Genomic DNA, 19399 nt, shown 5'->3' with positions numbered 1-19399 from the left:
CCACCACCTGTAGGAGTCCGGCTTGCCGACGATGGCGGTCTTGCGGGCGCTATCGCCGGCAAGCCGGGCTCCTACGGATTGTGTGTGTGGCCAGGTCGTTTCCATGGGTAGCTGATTCGCTGTCTGTTCAATCGTGGGGGATGGGCTGGATAGCGTCTGATACCCCACCACCTGTAGGAGTCCGGCTTGCCGGCGATGGCGATCTTGTGGACGCTATCGCCGGCAAGCCGGGCTCCTACGGGATTTGTGTCGCCCCATTGTTTCCATGCAAGGTGCGGGAACGATTAGACCTCAGCGGCCGGTACGGATGGTGTTCCACACCCGTGTACGGATCCGGTCGATGTTCAGCGGCATGGCTTCCAGCGCGAACAGCTTGCCCATCATGTCCGGGCTCGGGTACACCTTGGTGTCGGCCTTGATGGCCGGGTCTACCAGGCTGTCGGCGGCGGCGTTGCCGTTGGCGTAGTGCACGTAGTTGGTGATGCTGGCCATGACTTCCGGGCGCAGCAGGTAGTTCATGAACGCGTAGCCGGCTTTTTCGTCGGGGGCGTCGGCGGGCATGGCGACCATGTCGAACCAGATCGCGGCGCCTTCCTTGGGAATGTTGTAGCCGATGTTCACGCCGTTCTTGGCTTCCTTGGCGCGGCTTTCAGCCTGCAGGATGTCGCCGGAGAAGCCCACAGCCACACAGATGTCGCCATTGGCCAGGTCAGCGGTGTACTTCGAGGAGTGGAAGTACGCCACGTAAGGCCGCACTTTCATCAGCAGGTCTTCGGCTTTCTTGTAGTCCTCGGCCTTCTTGCTGTGGTGCGGCAAGCCCAGGTAGTTCAGCGCGGCTGGCAGCAGCTCCGGGCCGTTGTCGAGGATCGCCACGCCGCACTTCTGCAATTTGGCCATGTTCTCGGGCTTGAAGATCAGGTCCCAGGAGTCCACCGGCGCGTTGTCGCCCAGTACTGCCTTGACCTTGTCGATGTTGTAGCCGATGCCGGTGCTGCCCCACAGGTAGGGGAAACCGTGGGCATTGCCCGGGTCGTTGTTTTCCAGGGCCTTGAGCAACACCGGGTTGAGGTTCTTCCAGTTGGGCAACTGGCTCTTGTCGAGCTTTTTCAGCGCGCCACCCTGGATCTGCCGGGCCATGAAGTGGTTGGACGGAAACACCACGTCATACCCGGATTTACCGGTCATCAACTTGCCGTCGAGGGTTTCGTTGCTGTCGTACACGTCGTAGGTAAAGGCGATACCGGTTTCTTTCTGGAAGTTCTTCGTGGTGTCCGGCGCGATGTAGTCCGACCAGTTGTAGATCTTCACCGTCTCGGCGGCCTGGCTGATAGAGGCCACCAACATCAAGGGCAACAGGGCAATGGCTTTCATGGTTCGATTTCCTGGCGGTTTTAGGGCTGTTTTTATGGCAGGCGATCAAGGATCAAAGCGTTACAGGATCAATACGTAGGTCTTGCGCACGGTTTCCTGGATGTCCCAGATCCCGGTGCTGTTGGCCGGCAACATCAGTGCGTCGCCGGCTTCTATGTGAACAATTTCACCGTTGTCAGGGGTGAAGGTGCAGCGGCCCTGGATAAAGTGGCAAAACTCCTGGGATTTGATCTGCCGACGCCAGACGCCCGGGGTGCATTCCCAGATGCCGGTTTCGACGCCGTCGCTGCGCTCAACGCTCAAGGTCGAGGCCACGGCGATGGGCTCGCCCAAGGGCACGGCTACCGGTGACGAGTCGGGTAAGTGGGCGTTCAGCGTGTCTTTGAATTGAGTGATGCTCATGGGTTTTTCCGTGTGAGTGAAACAACTTAATGCATGAACCCTTCCATGAACCCGGCCACGCCGGTCGCCAGCTTGCGGCGCCACGGGGCCGTGTTGGGGTTGGCCAACACCTGGTCTTCATGGACAAAACTGCGAATGATCGCGTTGTAACCCAGCCAGCGGCACGGCTCCGGCTCCCAGGCCTTGAGCGCCTCCAGGCCACGCTCGCGGATGACCCACGGCTGATGGGTCAGCGGCGTGTCCAGGCCGAGGATCAGGTCGGCCAGGGTGCGCCCACCCAGGTTGGTCGCGCCGACGCCCTCCCCGCCATAACCCCCAGACACTGCGATGCCGGTCTTGTGGTCGCACAGCATGTGCGGTCGGAAATTGCGTGACATGCCCAGGTTGCCGCCCCACGAGTGGGTAATCCGCACCTTTTTGAGCTGTGGGAAAAGTTCGCCGAACAGGTAGCGACGCAGTTCGACTTCGCTGTCGGTCAGGTCGAAGTTATGGCGCAACTTGCCGGCGAACTGATAGCCGCCACGAGCACCAAACACCAGGCGGTTGTCGGCCGAACGCTGGCCGTAGGTGACCTGCCGACTGCTCTCGCCGAACGCCTGGCCGTGGTTCAGGCCGATTTCATCCCAGGTGCTGGCGGGCAGCGGCTCGGTGGCGACGATCAGGCTCTGCACCGGTAACTGATAGCGCCCCAATGGCGGCAATGTATTGGCGTACCCCTCGACCGCCGGCACCACCCAGGCGGCGCGTACACCCGCCTTGGCGGTGCGCAGGCTGCCGGACTGCCAGTGGGTCACCGGGCTGTTTTCGTAGATCGTCACACCCATGCGCTCCACTGCCCGCGCAAGGCCGCGCACCAGCTTGGCCGGGTGGATGGTCGCGACATGGGGTGCATAGATACCGCCATAGGGCTTGGCGATGCGGATCTGTTCGGCCAATTGTTGCGGGCTGAGCCAGCGATAATCGTCTTCGGTGAGGCCTTGGGCGTGGAGCTTGTCCAGGTAACGCCGCAGGCTGCCTTCCTGTTCCGGGTAGCGTGCGGCGCAGTACAGGGCGCCGCCTTTACGGTAGTCACACTCGATGCCTTCGCGGGCCAGCACTTGGGCGACTTCATCGGGAATGCCGTGCAGCAGGTCAAACGAGGCGCGGCGCTGTTGCGGGGAAAGACCGGCCAGCAGACGATCCTCCCCCAGCAGGTTGCCCATCAACCAGCCGCCGTTGCGCCCGGACGCGCCGAATCCGGCAGTCTGTGCCTCGATGATCGCAATCTTCAGTTCGGGGGCCTGACGCTTCAGGTAATAGGCGGTCCACAGCCCGGTGTAGCCGGCGCCGATAATGGCCACGTTGACGTCCAGGTCATGCTCAAGGGACGGCCGCGCCACCAGCGGGTCGTCCAACTGGTCCATCCATAAACTGATATTGCGCCATGCCGGCATGCCAAGCTCCCCTACCTCGTTTCGATAGGGGGATGCTAGAGCGCGGTGTCAGGGGCTGTCTTGCGCGCGTGCACGCAAAGAAATTTGTTTGACGTAGGCCTTGGGCGACTGGCCCGTGTGCTGGCGAAACGCGCTGTAGAACGCCGACAGTGAATTGAAACCGGCTGCAAACGCCAGGTCATCGACCTTGATCGGTGGCGCGGCTTTATCCAGGGCAGCGAGCAAATGCTGGAGCCGGGCCTGGTTGACGTAGCGGTAGAAGCTTTGCCCCAACACCTGATTCAGCAGGTAGGAAATTTGATTGCGGCTGTAGCCACACTCCTTCGCCACCCGCTGCAGGTCCAGCTCCGGGTCCAGGTAAGGTTGCTGTTGTTGGAAATAATGCTGCAGGTCGTTGGCCATGTGCCCCAATTGCTGGGGCGATAGGCCCAGGCGGCTGACCGTGGGGCGCAGGGCCTGGGTGGGTTGCTCATGCACCAGGGACGCGTATTCATTGACCCGCCAGATCAGCCCGTCGCGCACGGTGATGGCTTCGCTGGTGCGGAACGACACCAACCCTTGGCCGCCGCGCAAGGTGATGCGGTACTGGATAAACGCGGTATCGCCGTCGGCACGGATACGGTCGATGTGTTCGATCGCCTCATCCGCGCCACGGGGCATGCTGGCTTGCAGGTACTCACGCAACTCGGCGTAACCCACTACACGGTTCTGGAAGAAATCGTGGTACTGGATGTCCGGATGGTAGTAGGACATCACCCCATCCAGGTCGCGATGGCGCCAGCACAGGCTGTGGCGTAACACCAGGTCGCCGGTGGCTTGGGTGTTCTGGCAAGCATCGTCTCGTGCGATGTCGGGCATGGATAGCTCTGCGGCGGGTAAACCCTGGAGATTGCCGAATTTTACCGGGGCCTTCAATGGCCATTTGGCACTTCTGACTAATGGCCTTTTGCCTAGTTTTGGGTAGGACATGACCCACGTCAAAATCATGGGAAAGAACCGCCGAACGGGGCAAAAAAAGTCACCGCAGTGTTGCGAACGAATGCTACTTTGAGGGTCTTCGACGCCACGACCAGTGAAGGTCATGGCCCCCTGCCGCGAGCTAAAGGAAGCGCTCAATGAACAAGGTGGGCAACATGAACAAAGTGACGTTCCCCAACGCCTGCCAGTTGATGCGCTGGCATTTTCATCCGATGGGCTTCGAGGGGAGCATGGACGCCCCCGGCAGTATGGTTGCGCGTTTGTTCGACCGCGCCAGTGGCGAGACGTTGATCGCCATCGCCGGCATTCCCTGTGCCACCGTGATGAATGCCGCCGATGTGGAGCGCATCATCGAGGCGGTGGAGGATGAGCTGGAGTCGTTTATTCCGCCGCAGTCTTTGTGGGCGTGACTCAGACTTATCGGATGACTAATTTCTAAACGTGGGAGCGGGCTTGCTCGCGAAGGCGGCGTGTCAGTAGATGCATTCGGTGACTGATCGACCGCCTTCGCGGGCAAGCCCGCTCCCACAGGTGGATCGCGTTCGGTTTACTGGCTGCGTTGATCGTCGAAGAAGGCTTTTTTGCCGTCGACCCGCTCCGATGCACGGGGCACATTCACGCCCTGGCCTTCCGGCTTTTCTACATACCAATAGCAGTGGCTCACCGCCCGGGTAATGCCGACGTAGGCCAGGCGCAGCACTTCGTCTTTTTGCGCATTGTCGTAGGGTTCGCTGTCACCGTCCTTGCCCAGGCCTGCCATGCGGTAGACCTGGTTCTTGTACGGCGAGCTGGTGACGTGCTGGCAATCGCCCAACAGGAACACCGCGTCCGCCTGCAAGCCCTTGGCGCTGTGATAGGTCAGTTGCTTGAGCCGGCGGGACCCGACCGGCAAGCTAGAATCCACATTAACCACAGACTGAATATGCTCCTCTATCAATAACTTATCGCTGCTTTTTCGATATAGCATTAACACTGAATCGCCCCGTTCATAGTGCGCGAGCAACCGCCGCCCCAACGCGGCATCATCCCGCTCCAGCACGGCGACCGGCACCAATGCCCTGGGTTCGCCACTGGCCTTGGCTTTTTTGCCGGGGATCGCCGGCGCAGCCCGCACGATATGCTCGGCAGCGTCGATGATGTGCTGGTGGCTGCGGTAGTTCTCGCTGAGCATCACGCGGGTGGTGCTTGGCGACGGGAATTCCTTGTTGAACTCCATGAAGTACTTGGGCGAACTGCCACGCCAGCCGTAGATCGACTGCCAGTCGTCCCCCACACACAGCAACGAAGAGCGTTGCGCCCCGCGGCCTACGTGCATGGCCGGGCCACGGCTGCGGATTTCCCGCAGGCTGGCGCGAATCCACGAGACGATCTGCGGGGACACGTCCTGGAACTCGTCAATCATCAAGTGGGACATCGGCCGTAATAGCGGGTCGCTGAGCAGCTTGAGGTTTTCCGGGGTGTTTTCACCAAACAGCGAAAACATGCGGTTATACGTCATGATCGGCGGCGACTGGTCGAGCAAGTGGTCTTCCAGGGCTTTCCAGAAAATGCTCAGGGCCTCGAAGAAGAATCGGTCGGGGTCATCCTTGGCAAAGCTCATCTGGCCGACAGCGCTGGGCACGTCCAGGCCGAGGTTCTCGATAAAGCCGGCCGCCATCACAAAGCTGTCCAGCAGCGGCGCCGAGGCCAGCTCGCCCTTGACCTTGTAATCGAAGCCAGGCCCTGCCGTAGCGTCACCGGCCAGGCTGCTTAACAGCCGCTTTGAAGACTCATAACTATCCAACCATATCAAAGGCTTACGGCAGAAAGCTTGAAATAAAGTGCGCTTGACCGCCCACTCTGCACGCACCGACAGTTTCGAGTTGGGGCGGCTGATCTGGGCGTTTTCGCGGGAATCGAAGCCCAGCACCACCCAGGCGTCCAGCTCAGGGATATAGCCGTGGCAGTGGAACTGCGCGCCATTGATTTCGACGGTCTGGCGGCTGGGTTCAATGCCTTTGATCGGCCAGGCGCCGGCCCTGAACCACAGGTCTTCGATCACATCGCAGAGTTCTTCATCACGCTTGGCGGCCAGTTCGGTCACCGCCATGCGCTTTTGCACGTCCGGGTGGTCGCGCTCCAGCTCCTTGAGCTGCAGGCCATGGCGCGCCAGCGGCGCAATCAGCTCGCGAAAGCGGGCATGCTGACCATGCAGCCGGTGATAACAGGCGTTCATCTGTTGGCGCTGGGCATCGCTGATGCGCAGGTCGAACGGGTTGCTGTCGGCGTCCTCGAAACCGGCGCTGAGGGTTTCAAAGGCCTGCAACCGCTCAAAGCCCGGCAGGCTGCGCACCATGGGCAGGATCCGCGAGTGAAAGGTACGCACCACGGCTTGGGCTTCTTTCATGCCAAGGGGTTGGCCCCACAGGCTGAGAATTTCCATGAGCTTGTTGATGAAGTCCTTGCGTGACTCACGGGTGAAGGTCACCACGGTCATCGAGCTCAGCTCAAACCCCAGGTAGTGGGTCAGCAACAGGATGCGCAGCACCAGCGAGGTGGACTTGCCGGCACCTGCGCCGGCAATCACGGACGTTGAGGGCGTGTCGCTGAAGATCATCTTCCACTGCGCGGCACTGGGCTGGGCATGGGCCGGCAGCAGGCGCGCCACGTCAGCCTTGATACGCTTCTTGATCTCGGCGGTCAGCGGTAGGCGCCAGTCATCGAACAGGCTGTCGTCAACGCCGGGGGCACGGTGCTCCTCGGGGCGAAAGTCACGGATCAGCAGGACTTGGCGCCCTTCCTCGATGCCGTCGGCCTTGCCTTCGCGGTAACCATATTCCACACCGGCTTCGTGCCCACTGCGGAACCCATCGGCCTGCCCGTGCAGCCACGAAAAGCGGTGCTGCGCCCTCAAGCGCGTCAGGCCATGGCCAAACAGGCGCGCGGCCAGCCGCTTGAACAGGGGCATTTCGGCCAGAGGGCGCAGTTCAGGGGGCAGATCAGGCTGTTGTTGCGGCACGCGGACTCCTGCGATGAGCTTGGTTTTGAAGAGTGCGCCATGGTCGCCGGAAACTGCGCGCAGTTCCAGCCAATTGCTTTGCTGTCATGAGGTTAGGCGATGAAGTGAAAGTCAAAACGCCAGCAACCAATCGAGAGAACTGATAGGAACACGGAAGTTTTTACGCTTTTTATCGATCTAGGGCTGTTGGATCATAGATGCCATCAACTGGAGACGATCATGCTTGAACTGCGACCTTTCAACTCCCTGGGCGGCGCCCACCATGGCTGGCTTGACGCCCATCACCATTTTTCGTTCGCCGAATACCATGACCCCAAGCGTATGCACTGGGGCAACCTGCGGGTGTGGAACGACGACATCATTGCTCCTGGCACCGGCTTCCCGCAGCATCCGCACCGCGACATGGAAATCATCACCTATGTGCGTAAAGGCGCGATTAGCCATGCGGACAACCTGGGCAACACAGGCCGCACCGAGGCCGGCGACGTGCAGGTGATGAGCGCCGGCACCGGCATTGCCCACAGCGAATACAACCTGGAGACCACGCCGACAGAGATTTTTCAGATCTGGATCATCCCGAATGAAGCCGGCCTGCCGCCTTCCTGGGGCGCCAAGCCGTTTCCAAAGGGTGATCGCGAGGGCTTTGTAACATTGGCCAGCGGAAAATCCGGGGACAGCGAAAGCCTGCGCATTCGGGCCGATGCACGGCTGGTAGCGGCCAACTTGAAGGCTGGGGAAAGTGCCGAGTATGCGCTGGACGCAGGGCGTCGTGCGTATCTGGTGCCGGCAACGGGCGTGATTGAAGTCAATGGCTTACGCGCACAAGCTCGAGACGGGGTTGCAGCAGAGGATGAGCGCGTATTGCGGGTGACGGCGATTGAGGACAGCGAAATCGTGTTGGTCGATCTCGCCTGAAACCTGTAGGAGCCGGCTTGCCGGCGATAGCGATCTTGCGACCGCCATCGCCAGCAAGCCGGCTCCTACACAGGATTATTTATTGGCTGATGGCCCCATCTACCAACACCTGCGCCTCTTCCACCAGTTGCTTGAGGTGGTCTTCGCCAATAAAGCTCTCGGCATAGATCTTGTAGATGTCCTCGGTGCCCGATGGCCTTGCGGCAAACCAGCCGTTTTCGGTCATCACTTTCAAGCCGCCGATCGCCTGGTTGTTGCCCGGCGCGTGGCTGAGGATCTGCTGGATGCTTTCCCCGGCCAATTGCGTGGAGGTGACCTGCTCTGGCGACAGCTTGCCCAGCAGGGCCTTCTGCGCCGGTGTTGCCTTGGCATCCACACGAATGGCGAACGGCTCACCCAGGGCGTCGGTCAGGCCACGGTAGATCTGGCTCGGGTCCTGCCCTTTGCGCGAAGTCATTTCCGCCGCCAACAGCGCAGGAATCAGGCCATCCTTGTCGGTGCTCCAGACGCTGCCGTCCTTGCGCAGGAACGAAGCGCCGGCGCTTTCTTCACCGCCAAAGCCCAGCGAGCCTTCAAACAGGCCGTCGGCAAACCATTTGAAACCCACCGGCACTTCGTACAGGCGACGACCAATGCGTGCGGCCACGCGGTCGATCAGGCCGCTGCTGACCACCGTCTTGCCCACGGCGGCGTCAGTGCGCCAGTCAGGGCGGTTCTGGAACAGGTAGTCGATGGACACGGCCAGGTAGTTGTTCGGCGCCAACAGGCCACCGGACGGGGTCACGATGCCATGGCGGTCGTGGTCCGGGTCGCAGGCGAAGGCCACGTCAAAGCGTTCCTTCAGGCCGATCAAGCCCTGCATGGCGTAGCTGGAGGACGGGTCCATACGGATCTGGCCATCCCAGTCGACGCTCATGAAGCGGAACGTCGAGTCAACTTCAGTGTTCACCACGTCCAGGTTCAAGCGGTAGTGCTCAGCAATCGCGGACCAGTAGCGCACCCCTGCTCCGCCCAGTGGGTCTACACCCAGGCGCAGGTCGGCACTGCGGATGGCGTCCATGTCGATCACGTTGACCAGGTCGGCGACATAGCTGTTGAGGTAGTCGTGACGATGGGTGGTGTCGGCCTTGAGCGCCTGCGCGTGGGTGATGCGCTTGACCCCGGCGAGTTTGTTGGCCAGCAACTCGTTGGCTTTGGCTTCGATCCACTTGGTGACGTGGGTGTCGGCCGGGCCGCCATTGGGCGGGTTGTACTTGTAGCCGCCACTTTGCGGCGGGTTGTGCGAAGGCGTGATCACGATGCCGTCCGCCAGGCCGGTAGTGCGGCCACGGTTGTAGCAGATGATGGCGTGGGAAATGGCCGGAGTCGGCGTGTACTCATCGCCTTCGGCCAACATCACGTGCACACCGTTGGCAGCCAGCACTTCCAGGGCGCTGGCACCGGCAGGCGTGGACAGCGCGTGGGTGTCCAGGCCGACAAACAACGGGCCGTTGATGCCCTGGGCTTCGCGGTACAGGCAGATGGCCTGGCTGATGGCGAGCACATGCCATTCGTTGAAGCTCAGCTCGAACGAGCTGCCGCGGTGCCCGGACGTGCCAAAGGCCACGCGCTGGGTGGAGATCGCTGCATCAGGCTGGCCCGTGTAATAGGCCGTGACCAGTCGCGGGATATCCACCAGCAACTGGGCTGGCGCCGGCTTGCCCGCAAAAGGACTGATTGTCATGCATAAACCTCAAGAAGAAGGATTCGGAAAAAGTGACAGTTTACTGAGAGTTGGACTACCGCGCGACGGTATCGATCCTACATCAATAAGAGAAATTTCACGCGCTCAACCCACCTGAGCCTGGCGCAGGGCATCGCTCAGGGCAACCAGGGCCATGTCCAGGTTGGGATGCCCCTGAAAGGTATGGCTGATGCGCAGTTGCTGGTGATGCAGGCCTGAAAGGCTGAACAGCTCGCCGGGCACCACCACGATTTGCTGGGCGAGCATGGACTGGAACACCTGGCGCATGTCCACGGCCTGGGTCGCACCCAACCAGAATGTGGCGCCGCCCGCCGGCATACGATAGGTCACTTGCTGCCCGAGGTGCTCGTCCAGTCGCTGGCTGACCGCCCCGGCCTGCTCGCGCAGCAAATGGCGCAGGTTGCGCAAATGCTGGTCGATTCGCCCGCTGTGATAAAGGCGAGCGACCGCACGCTGGCGAATGGAGGACAACCGGAACCCGCGAAACAGGAACTGGCGCTGCAATTCATTGCTCATGCACCGGGACAGCAGGTAGCCGTATGGCGCTTCTGGGCCGAGTATCTTCTCGAACGAGGAAAATACAATCAGCCGCTCCGGGTTGACCAGGTCGCGCAACGCGCTCTGGGACGACTTGAAGCTCAACTCACCGCACGTATCGTTCTCCAGCAGCCAACAACCATATTGATCCAGTAACTGTGCCACCTCCAGACGGTCACGGGGTTGCAATACGCCGCCCGATGGCAGGCTGACGGAGGACGACAGCAGCACCAGTTGCACGGGCTCATCGCGCAGCAGCCCTTCGAGCAGTGCCAGGTCGAGGCGCCCATCGGTGGCCCAAGGCAACTCGATGATACGCACCCCGGCATCTTGCAGGAGTCGCAGTATCAACCAGTCACACGGCGACTCGACAATCACCGTGGCGCCTCGCAACCTCAAGGTCTCGACCAGAATATCCAGCACACTTCGAAGATCGGCACCGATGTAAACGTCGTCGGCGTGCCAGCAGCGAATGGGCGAGGTGGTGTAGCGGGCCGCCACTGCCGCTCGTAACTCCCACACGCCACAAGGCTGGGACCAGGGCTGCAACTCGCGCGGGTACTGGCGCACCAGTTCACGCTCCAATCGCAGCAAGGTCGCATCCAGGGATGCCAGCAAGGTGGGCTCGTCGCCACTGAGCACCACCATGCCTGGGCGACGGGCCGCAATGTAGAGCCTTTCGAGCACGTCGCCTCCGGAACACGGCGCCGGGCTGCCTGCCAGTGGCCAGGCGTAGTAGCCCGATTTGGCCACCGAATAGACCCGCCCTTCTTTTTCAAGCAGCGAATACGCATATTGAATGGTCGAAATCGACACATTCAGGCGCCCGGACAACTGCCGCAACGACGGCAGTTTCACCCGTGTATCCGTGCTGACCTCGTTGATCAGATTGATCATGTAGCGGTAGACCGCCTGATAGGCGAAATCGGTCTGCCGCGTGCCTCGCAGCATCATCGTCCGGACAGCTGAAAGGCCTGCGCATCGTATGCTGGCGTCGGGTGCGCCTGGCGAGGGCTACTTGTGGAACGGCCCGCGGCAAGGGGCAACGGGCGCTTGCGGTAAAGGTGCTGAAGCAGGTTCAGCGGCAATCCACTGGTGTCGATGACCCATTGCTGCAGCATGTCGGCAGCCGGCTTGCCTTGGAGCACCTTGTGCAATTCTGGCAACGCCACCAGCATGCCTGGGTGGCACTGGCGCAAATAGCCTTCCAGGCGTTCGCCATGATGGATAAACGGCGAGCACAACAGGCAGATCAACGGCCCCTCCTCCACGCCAAAAAACTGCAGGGCGTAGGCAGAAGACATCAGCCGCCCCTCCCGTGTCGCAGCTTGAGCCAGCAGCTCTTCCGGGATCTGCCGTTGACGCATGGCGTTCGCCGCTTGAATGACGAAGCCTTCAGCACCCGCTTCATAGTCCAAGTCCCTCAGGCATTCGGCCTGCAAGCCGCGCAGATGGGCCATCAACAAGGGATTGGCATACGTCGGATTACTGAAATGAAAGCCCAGGGGGTCGACAACGTAAGCCATGAACTCCGTGAGCAACGTACTTCCCGGCTGGGCGATATCCTCCAGCAAGTCAGCAATGCCGATGTAGGCCAGATGACGATGCCCACCCTTTGCGGCGTCCTCTCGCTCGACATAGTGCTCGCCGTACAACTCGCGGTAATACCCCTGGCTCCATTCATCCATGCGCGCATACAGCCCATTGAGCGATGCGGGCGGGCTCCTGGGGATCGTGAGGCCTGCGCCTTGTGCGGACTTTTTCAGCCAAGCGAGAAATTGGCTTTGCTTGCGTACGGAATCACCGCTGACCACGGCGTGTACGCCCCCGTTCCAGCTGGTCACGCGCTGATAAAAGTCGCCCAAGGCCAGATACGTGTCATTGCATAACGTTGCGCGGATATCCCCGGAAGTCAGGTGCCCTACCATCAGCCGGTTACGCTGGCTGGTTTCGCGCCCGGGCGCCGATGCAGGACGCAGGTGGTTGAAAGGCAGCACTTCCCCATGGTCCACCATCAGCAGTTCGACCCTGGGATCGTCATGGAAAAATAGCCGGCCGTAACCCCGATGAAGAGTGTCGAGGGTGTCCTGAGTCATACCGGCATGGCGTAACGTGGCGACCCGCAGATGAAACGTCCTGGGCGCACGCCCGGCGATAGTCAATTGTGCGGCGCGCAATAGCGCCAGGGTGTAGCTGCTGACTTCGCCGCCGCCATGGGCGACCAGCACCTTGTAGTCACCCACTTGTTCCATGCCACCGGCGGCCACGACGATACGCTGGATCAACAATTGAAGTGCCGTACGTTCCGCGCGGCTGAAATGCCCGATCAAACGTTGAAGAACTTGTTGATAAACATACGTCATGGCCTGTTCGTGAATAGCGCTCATTGTTCTAATACCTGAATTTAAATATAAGTTACGAGCCACTGAACAATCGTGTTCGCTCGACCTATTGCGTTTTTTGAATGCCGCTCGCCATAAAGTGCCTGGGTAAAAAGACACTAGCACCCTGTAACAACAACGCATGGACTGCGTGCTGCCCCTATCATGGAAGCCTGCTGCGGCAAAGGCGCTGCGCAGGCGGCCTATCGACGGCCCGCAGCGGCACTCCTAGGAGGTTTCCGACAACCTCCTACTCCACTAAAACCAGAACTAAAAGAACTTTCCCACAAATAAATCACGCCGACCTTTTCTCTTCGCGCGCTTATAAGTTGAGATCCGCCGTGGAAATACCCGCTTCCCCGGGCCCGTAGAAATGCCGAACTGTTAGTTGCAGGAGGCACCTGCACTACAAGCATGGTTTCATTCATTACTCAGTCCTTGAGATGAAAGTGACAGCACAATTATCAAGGTTGCAATTATGATTAACAGACACAGAACCTGATCGAAAACCAGTTCAGATTGACAACAGGCAACGTGCGTAAAACGCACAGACAAAGACGCCGCACTGGAATTCAGGGCGGCGTCAGGGGGAAAGGTATCGTTTACAGGAGACTGCCGTGGCTGCGCACCTCATGCATTACGCAGCTTAAGCCTTCTCAAATGGCGTATTTGCCCCATACGCCCGGGGATTGAAATACTCGTTTAAGAATATTCCTACGCTTCAAACAGCTTCAACCTGCAACGCGACTCGCTCACGGCACGGGCATTCATCCATGTAGCGGTGCGCTTCCACGAACTGGTTGAACGGAAACACCGTGGTTTTCAGCGGCACCAGCACACGGTCAGCGGTCAATTGGTTGATATCGCGCAAGGCCCGTTGCAGGGCAACCTGATCCTGGATGATGCCCAACTCCGGTTTGCCGGTGAAATTGCCGATGCAGTGCACAAAGAACTGAATGTTCTTCTGGAACGCTGCGCATGCCGGGAATGGCGTCTGGTTGCCACCCTGCAGGCCATACAGCACCAGGCTGCCACGTGGGGCCAACACATCACCCAGCAACGACATCTGCGGGCCGCCCAGGCCATCGAACACCACGTCGACGCCGCGATTGTCGGTGAACTTGTTGATTTGCATCAGCAAGTCCTGCTCTTCGGTCACGATGACCTTTTCTGCGCCCAACGACAGCAGGTATTCACGCTCAGCGCTGTCTTTGGTCGCAGCAATCACCCGCACACCCAGCGCCTTGCCCAGCTGTACAAAAGACGGGCCGGCACAATGGCTGGCGTCGGTCACCAGGGCGAACTGGCCAGGCTTGACCCGCGCCAAGTCCACGTAGGCAAAGTAGGCAATCAGCAGCGGCGTGTAGTGCACGCTGGCTTCAATCGGGCTCAAGACATCCGGGTAACGGGTCAGGGCCGAGCGCGGCAAAACGATCTGCTCGCCATACACCGGGTAATCATTGGGGCTCTCGGCCGGAAAACTGGCCACTTTATCGCCCACTGCCAAGTCATCCACGCCATCGCCCAGGGCAACTACAACCCCGGCCATCTCATGGCCAAGCCCTGAAGGCAGGCGCGCATGGGAAGACGCCAGGTTCTGGCGCCAGAGAATGTCGTACCAGCTGATGCCAATCGCGTCGACACGCACCTGCACTTCGCCCGGTGCGGGCTGCGCGGCTACATGCTCTTCGCACTTGAGCACCTCGGCCGGACCAAACTTGTGAAAACGGATCGTGCGGGACATCGCAAACCTCGTCAAAGTAACCTCTAATGCCATGAACTCTATCTGGGCTTTCCGGGTAAGACCACCGGTCGCCGTTAATAGTCGACATGCCTGTCATTGATTCCGCAACTGAGGAATAGACCTCAACAATCGTAGGAAAACTCAATTAGCCGGTGCAGAGTACCAGTCTTTACCCGTAAGATTCATGCCGGTCATGCTTCTAAATGGAATCTGAAGGGTTCCAGGATGGCCGCTCACGTCAAGTTTGCTGACTCTTCCAGGACACAAGATGAACCGTAACGACCTGCGTCGTGTCGACCTTAACCTCTTGATCGTATTCGAAACCTTGATGCATGAGCGCAGTGTGACCCGCGCTGCCGAGAAACTCTTCCTCGGCCAGCCGGCCATCAGCGCGGCCTTGTCGCGCCTGCGTGGGCTGTTCGATGACCCGCTGTTTGTACGCACCGGCCGCAGCATGGAACCCTCGGCCCGCGCCGTGGAAATCTTCGCCCTGCTCTCCCCGGCCCTGGACTCGATCTCCACCGCCGTCAGCCGCGCCGCCGAGTTCGACCCGGCCACCAGCACCGCCGTATTCCGCATCGGCCTGTCCGACGACGTCGAGTTCGCCCTGCTGCCCCAACTGCTCAAGCGCCTGCGCGCAGAAGCCCCCGGCATCGTGCTGGTGGTGCGCCGCGTCAACTACATCCTGATGCCGGGCCTGTTGGCCTCCGGCGAAATCTCCATCGGCGTCAGCTACACCGCCGACCTGCCGGCCAACGCCAAACGCAAAGTCCTGCGCCGCAGCCTGCCCAAACTGCTGCGCGCCGACAGCGTGCCAGGCTCCCTGAGCCTGGACGACTTCTGCGCCCGCCCGCACGCGCTGGTGTCGTTTGCCGGCGACTTGAGTGGTTTTATTGACGAAGAACTGGAGAAACTCGACCGCAAACGCCACGTGGTGTTGGCCGTGCCGCAATTCAATGGATTGGGGACGTTGTTGGCGGGCACCGATATTCTGGCGACTGTGCCGGATTACGCGGCTGAGGCGCTGACGTCGGCAGGTGGGTTGCGGGCGGAAGATCCGCCGTTGCCGGTGCGCTCGTTTGAACTGCACATGGCGTGGCGTGGGTCGCAGGATAACGATCCGGGGGAACGGTGGTTGCGGTCGCGGATTCAGATGTTTTTTGGGGACCCCGATAGCTTGTAATGGAGTTCCAGTAAATTCCATAAAACTGTCTTATAACAGGTGCTTATTGGTAATTTCGGTCCATTGCCGCCTGTCCAAATCCAATGAAATCCACGACTCATGGGGGCATAATTGGGGGCAAATTTCGGTTCCTTAAAAAGGATGCCCCCACCGATGCCCCCTGATAATGCGGTTGTTTTGAAACGAAAACTCAGCGATGCCTTGATCCGCTCGCTGACCGAACCCGGCAAACACGCCGATGGCGAAGTTCCTGGCCTCTACTTGGAGGTAAGGGCGTCGAGCAATGTCGGCAAATCCCCTTCCAAGTTCTGGCGCTTGAAATATCGGCTGCATGGCAAGGAAAACCGCTTCTCAATCGGCGCTTACCCCGAAATAGGCTTGAAAGAAGCAAGGGACATTGCCCGCGGTGCACGCCGTGACGTGGCTAACCACACCGCTCCGCTCAAAGCTAAGACTGCCAAAATCGAGGCGCAACTCCTCAACGAGGTGCGCACCTTCGAGTATGTAGCCAAGCAATGGTTGGCATTCAAATCTGCCGAACTGGTGACTAAATCCATCTCAGGGTTTAGCGGAGCGCTGAACAACCACATCTTGCCTGCCATTGGTAAAAAACCGGTCACCGAAATCAAGCTGGAGCACATCACCACGATCATTACCGAACTGCGCCGCCAGCGCACAATGGCGATGGCCCGGCGCGTGCGCACCATCATCCGTGCCGTCCTGGGATTTGCTGAAGGGCGCGGCTGGGTTGAACGCAACGTAGCGCTCAGCAACACTGAGGAATTGAAGATACGGCATGTCGTCACCAGCAATCCGGCGATCGAAAGGCCAGCCGACCTAGGCAGGTTTCTCCTGCGTCTGGATGACTGCAACGACGGCAGCGTTGCCTCCGCGATGCGCCTGCTGATTATGTTGCCGGTCCGACCAGGCGAACTGGTGCAGATGCGCTGGGAAGATGTCGACTTGGTGGGTGCCGATTGGCGTTATGTGGTGAGCAAGACCAAGCACCTGGACAAGAGCAAACACATCGTGCCGTTGCCTGAGCAAGCCTTGGTTCTGTTACGCGAGCTACATAAAACCCGCGTGGTGGATGAAGAAGGCAAAGGCTGGGTGTTCATCTCGCCAGTCTATCCGGGTCGCCCCATAAATCCGACCTCCATGCTCAAGTCCTTTCAGCGCATCTGGCCAGAGTATGACATCACAGCCCACGGCTTTCGCGCAACCTACAGAACCATTGCCCACGAGCACTTGGGGATTGATCCAATTGTGCTCGAACTGTCGTTATCCCACCGGATGCCGGGGGCGCTAGGGGCTGTATACGCGCGCGCCCAACTGCTGGTACAACGGCGGGCAGCGGCTCAACAATGGGCTGACTATTTAGATCAGTTGCGGCAAAACGCTGCGCGAGTTACCACAGATTGACGATACAGCGAATAAAAATCAGTAGATTGAAGCTGGAAACGAGACTCGCATCTGGTATCCGCCCCATTGAAATCTAAGGGGTTTCTTTTCCACCCGGAGCAGAAAAAGAATCAATTCTGGACTTGTTTTTGGGGTGTTTCAAGAACGAAAAAAGGGATAATTCTAAGCAAGGCTGTTAGCTTCTACCCAAAGCCAATGGACGAACTATTATCAAGCTGGTGTCATTTTCACAGGATCAACAGGGTACAAGCCACCCGAAAAGACGTACCCAACTCCCCCGCTCACCAGTCAACTCAAAACCGACGAATATCGACCAACGCAGGCAACTCTTCGGGCTGGTAGACCGTAAGCAGATGTTCTGGAGCCCCCCGCCCTTGGTTTAAAAGTCATCAGCTCAGTTAGCGAACATGACCTGCGGAACTTGGTACGATCCGTAATGGCTCGAGATCCAACTCGTCAGGCCATGAGCCTCTTTTCGGATATCGTTCAGATGTTTGGATGGGCCCAGAAACGGCAACTATGGCGAACACTACTGACTGACTGAAACCCAGCAGACTTGGTAGAAATCCATAAGCTTGTACCCATTGACTACTAGGAGAAGCGAACTCGGATCCTCTCCTCTATCGAGCTTCAGCAGCACTACCTGCCGGCGCAAAGTACAATGGGATTCGCCCACTCAAACTAGAGCCCCAACTTGCGCTTTGCATCTGCCTGGGAACGCTGTGCCGGATCGGGGAGCTGCTTCAGACAGAATGGAAAAACATCCATCTGGAATATGGCGTTTGGTTTATACCCGTTGCGAATGTCAAAGGCAGCCGGAGAAAGAAGCAGACCACCACGTGTTCCTATCTGCGTTTACAACTCACTATTTCATCAAGCTTCGGCAGCTGACAGGACATTCTCAATGGTGCTTCCCCGCAAAGCATCATGACGGGCATGTTGATCTCAAGGTCATCAGCAAACAGGTTGGAGACCGACAATCACGCTTTAAGAATCGCAAGCCGCTAGCACGTCGCCGACATGATGACACCTTGGTGCTGTCCGCTGGTTTGAATGGCGAATGGCCCGCTCATGACTTGAGACGAACTGGGCAACCATGGTGCAAGCCTCGGGGATAAGCCTTGATGTATTAGATCGGTGCCAGAACCACGTGCTGGCAGGTTCCCGAGTCCGTCGCCACTACTTAGACCATGGTTATGCTGCAGAGAAAAAGCTGCTTGGAACCTGTTGGGCGAGAAGCTCATCGACATCTTGATCGACCAGGATGAACTTGGAGGGATTTGAACACCCAAATGAGGAGATACTTTGAGTGTGGGCCGCGAAACGAAACTCGTACCTAGCATCCGGCTCATTAAGATCTAGAGGTTTCTTTTGCTGACATAGCAGGAAAAGACTTAATTCTGGATTTGTTTTTGGAGAGTATCAAGGGCGAAGAACGCGTGATTCCGGGCTATGCCATTTTCTTCGCCCCATTGCCAGCCGGACGGAAAGGGGTCGTCGGCGAAGGATGATGTCCACCCCAGGCCGAGCATCTCTCAATTGACAATGTCGCAGTCCGATGGGAGTCCTGCCATCTCAGCCATTTCGCAGCTTAGTAACATGAGCTGCTGCCTAGTTACCGTCCCACGCGTCACGCGCCGCTATACCGCCGCGTGTTATACGCGAAACTGATCCATCAGCTTCATCTGTTGATTGGCCCGTGCGTTGAGCTGACTGCTGATCTGCGCCGATTCGGCGGCCTGTTCAGTCAGGGTCTCGGTCACACCGCGGATGGTCGAAACGTTGCGATTGACCTCTTCGGCTACTGCACTTTGCTCCTCTGCCGCGCTTGCAATCTGCAGGTTCATGTCGCTGATCACCGTTACCGCGTCGCTGATCTTGCCAAGCGCCTGCGCGGCCTGATGGATCTGCCCGGCGTTGTCCTGGGCGAGCGTCTGGCTGGAATGCATGGTCGCCACCACGCCCCGCGTGCAGGTTTGGATGCGTTCGATGACCATGCGGATTTCTTCGACGGAATTCTGGGTGCGCTTGGCCAAGTTGCGTACTTCATCGGCCACCACCGCAAAACCCCGGCCACTTTCCCCGGCGCGCGCCGCTTCGATCGCGGCGTTGAGTGCCAGCAGGTTCGTTTGCTCGGCAATACTGCGGATCACTTCCAGCACCGAACCGATCTTCTCGCTGTTGACCGCCAGGGCTTCGACTTCCGTCACGGCCTTACTGACCTCGCGGGCCAACGCATTAATGTCCTGGGTGCTGCGCTCAATGAGGGTGATGCCTTCCCTGGACGCCTG

At 59.2% G+C, this 19399-nt stretch carries 13 protein-coding genes and 2 pseudogenes; 5 read left to right on the top strand and 10 right to left on the bottom strand.

Translation table 11 applies throughout. The features are described 5' to 3' along the window. Positions 1-291: 291 nt before the first annotated feature. From AC07SU_RS10955 to AC07SU_RS10940, 4 genes are read right to left on the bottom strand one after another with little or no spacing between them, the layout of a single operon-like run. Positions 292-1371, bottom strand: coding sequence for a polyamine ABC transporter substrate-binding protein (locus AC07SU_RS10955; RefSeq protein WP_494996999.1), 1080 nt, complete (start codon positions 1369-1371; stop codon positions 292-294). A 60-nt stretch (positions 1372-1431) separates the two neighbouring features. Continuing rightward, positions 1432-1773 (bottom strand): cupin domain-containing protein, encoded by a 342-nt coding sequence (locus AC07SU_RS10950; protein WP_176998327.1) that lies wholly within the window; start codon positions 1771-1773, stop codon positions 1432-1434. A gap of 26 nt (positions 1774-1799) precedes the next feature. After that, the gene (locus AC07SU_RS10945; protein ID WP_494996998.1) at positions 1800-3206 is read right to left on the bottom strand and encodes an NAD(P)/FAD-dependent oxidoreductase; all 1407 of its coding nucleotides are present in this window, start codon (positions 3204-3206) and stop codon (positions 1800-1802) included. A 48-nt stretch (positions 3207-3254) separates the two neighbouring features. Then, complete coding sequence (locus tag AC07SU_RS10940) at positions 3255-4064, bottom strand: helix-turn-helix transcriptional regulator (protein WP_494996997.1); 810 nt, start codon at positions 4062-4064, stop codon at positions 3255-3257. A 257-nt stretch (positions 4065-4321) separates the two neighbouring features. On the opposite strand from AC07SU_RS10940, the gene AC07SU_RS10935 reads away from it, so the two are divergent. Further along, positions 4322-4594 carry a DUF1652 domain-containing protein gene (locus AC07SU_RS10935; protein WP_494996996.1) on the top strand — a complete coding sequence of 91 codons (273 nt, stop codon included), beginning with the start codon at positions 4322-4324 and terminating at the stop codon, positions 4592-4594. Positions 4595-4731: 137 nt separating this feature from the next. Here AC07SU_RS10935 and AC07SU_RS10930 read toward each other — a convergent pair whose 3' ends face one another. After that, positions 4732-7182, bottom strand: a complete 2451-nt coding sequence (locus tag AC07SU_RS10930; RefSeq protein ID WP_494996995.1) for a UvrD-helicase domain-containing protein — start codon at positions 7180-7182, stop codon at positions 4732-4734. Positions 7183-7401: 219 nt separating this feature from the next. Between AC07SU_RS10930 and AC07SU_RS10925 the strand changes: the two genes are divergently transcribed. Continuing rightward, positions 7402-8097 (top strand): pirin family protein, encoded by a 696-nt coding sequence (locus AC07SU_RS10925; RefSeq protein ID WP_494996994.1) that lies wholly within the window; start codon positions 7402-7404, stop codon positions 8095-8097. A gap of 79 nt (positions 8098-8176) precedes the next feature. Here AC07SU_RS10925 and pgm read toward each other — a convergent pair whose 3' ends face one another. The 4 genes from pgm to AC07SU_RS10905 all read right to left on the bottom strand — a co-directional run bounded on the left by pgm (position 8177) and on the right by AC07SU_RS10905 (position 14503). Then, a complete protein-coding gene (pgm, locus tag AC07SU_RS10920) occupies positions 8177-9820 on the bottom strand; it encodes a phosphoglucomutase (alpha-D-glucose-1,6-bisphosphate-dependent) (protein WP_494996993.1) in 1644 nt (547 codons plus the stop codon). Positions 9821-9925: 105 nt separating this feature from the next. Next, positions 9926-11332 (bottom strand): aminotransferase-like domain-containing protein, encoded by a 1407-nt coding sequence (locus tag AC07SU_RS10915; RefSeq protein ID WP_494996992.1) that lies wholly within the window; start codon positions 11330-11332, stop codon positions 9926-9928. Beyond that, positions 11329-12765 (bottom strand): hypothetical protein, encoded by a 1437-nt coding sequence (locus AC07SU_RS10910; protein ID WP_494996991.1) that lies wholly within the window; start codon positions 12763-12765, stop codon positions 11329-11331. The genes AC07SU_RS10915 and AC07SU_RS10910 overlap by 4 nt, the downstream gene beginning before the upstream one ends. A 715-nt stretch (positions 12766-13480) precedes the next feature. After that, positions 13481-14503, bottom strand: coding sequence for a zinc-dependent alcohol dehydrogenase family protein (locus AC07SU_RS10905; protein ID WP_071483319.1), 1023 nt, complete (start codon positions 14501-14503; stop codon positions 13481-13483). 268 nt (positions 14504-14771) lie between these two features. On the opposite strand from AC07SU_RS10905, the gene AC07SU_RS10900 reads away from it, so the two are divergent. The 3 genes and pseudogenes from AC07SU_RS10900 to AC07SU_RS10890 form a co-directional block, all read left to right on the top strand. Then, the gene (locus AC07SU_RS10900; protein WP_028616088.1) at positions 14772-15686 is read left to right on the top strand and encodes a LysR family transcriptional regulator; all 915 of its coding nucleotides are present in this window, start codon (positions 14772-14774) and stop codon (positions 15684-15686) included. Positions 15687-15839: 153 nt separating this feature from the next. Continuing rightward, positions 15840-17108, top strand: coding sequence for a tyrosine-type recombinase/integrase (locus AC07SU_RS10895; RefSeq protein ID WP_101270302.1), 1269 nt, complete (start codon positions 15840-15842; stop codon positions 17106-17108). A gap of 367 nt (positions 17109-17475) precedes the next feature. Next, a pseudogene (locus AC07SU_RS10890) lies at positions 17476-18362 on the top strand (tyrosine-type recombinase/integrase); the annotation flags it as partial. Positions 18363-18763: 401 nt separating this feature from the next. Here the strand turns inward: AC07SU_RS10890 and AC07SU_RS10885 are convergent. Further along, positions 18764-19291 (bottom strand): annotated as a pseudogene (locus tag AC07SU_RS10885) (methyl-accepting chemotaxis protein); the annotation flags it as partial. Positions 19292-19399 lie beyond the last annotated feature (108 nt).

It is taken from the genome of Pseudomonas sp. GW821-FHT05H12 (assembly GCF_059419385.1).
The sequence above is the reverse complement of the archived record's forward strand: the minus strand, read 5'-3'. Positions and strand labels throughout refer to the sequence as shown.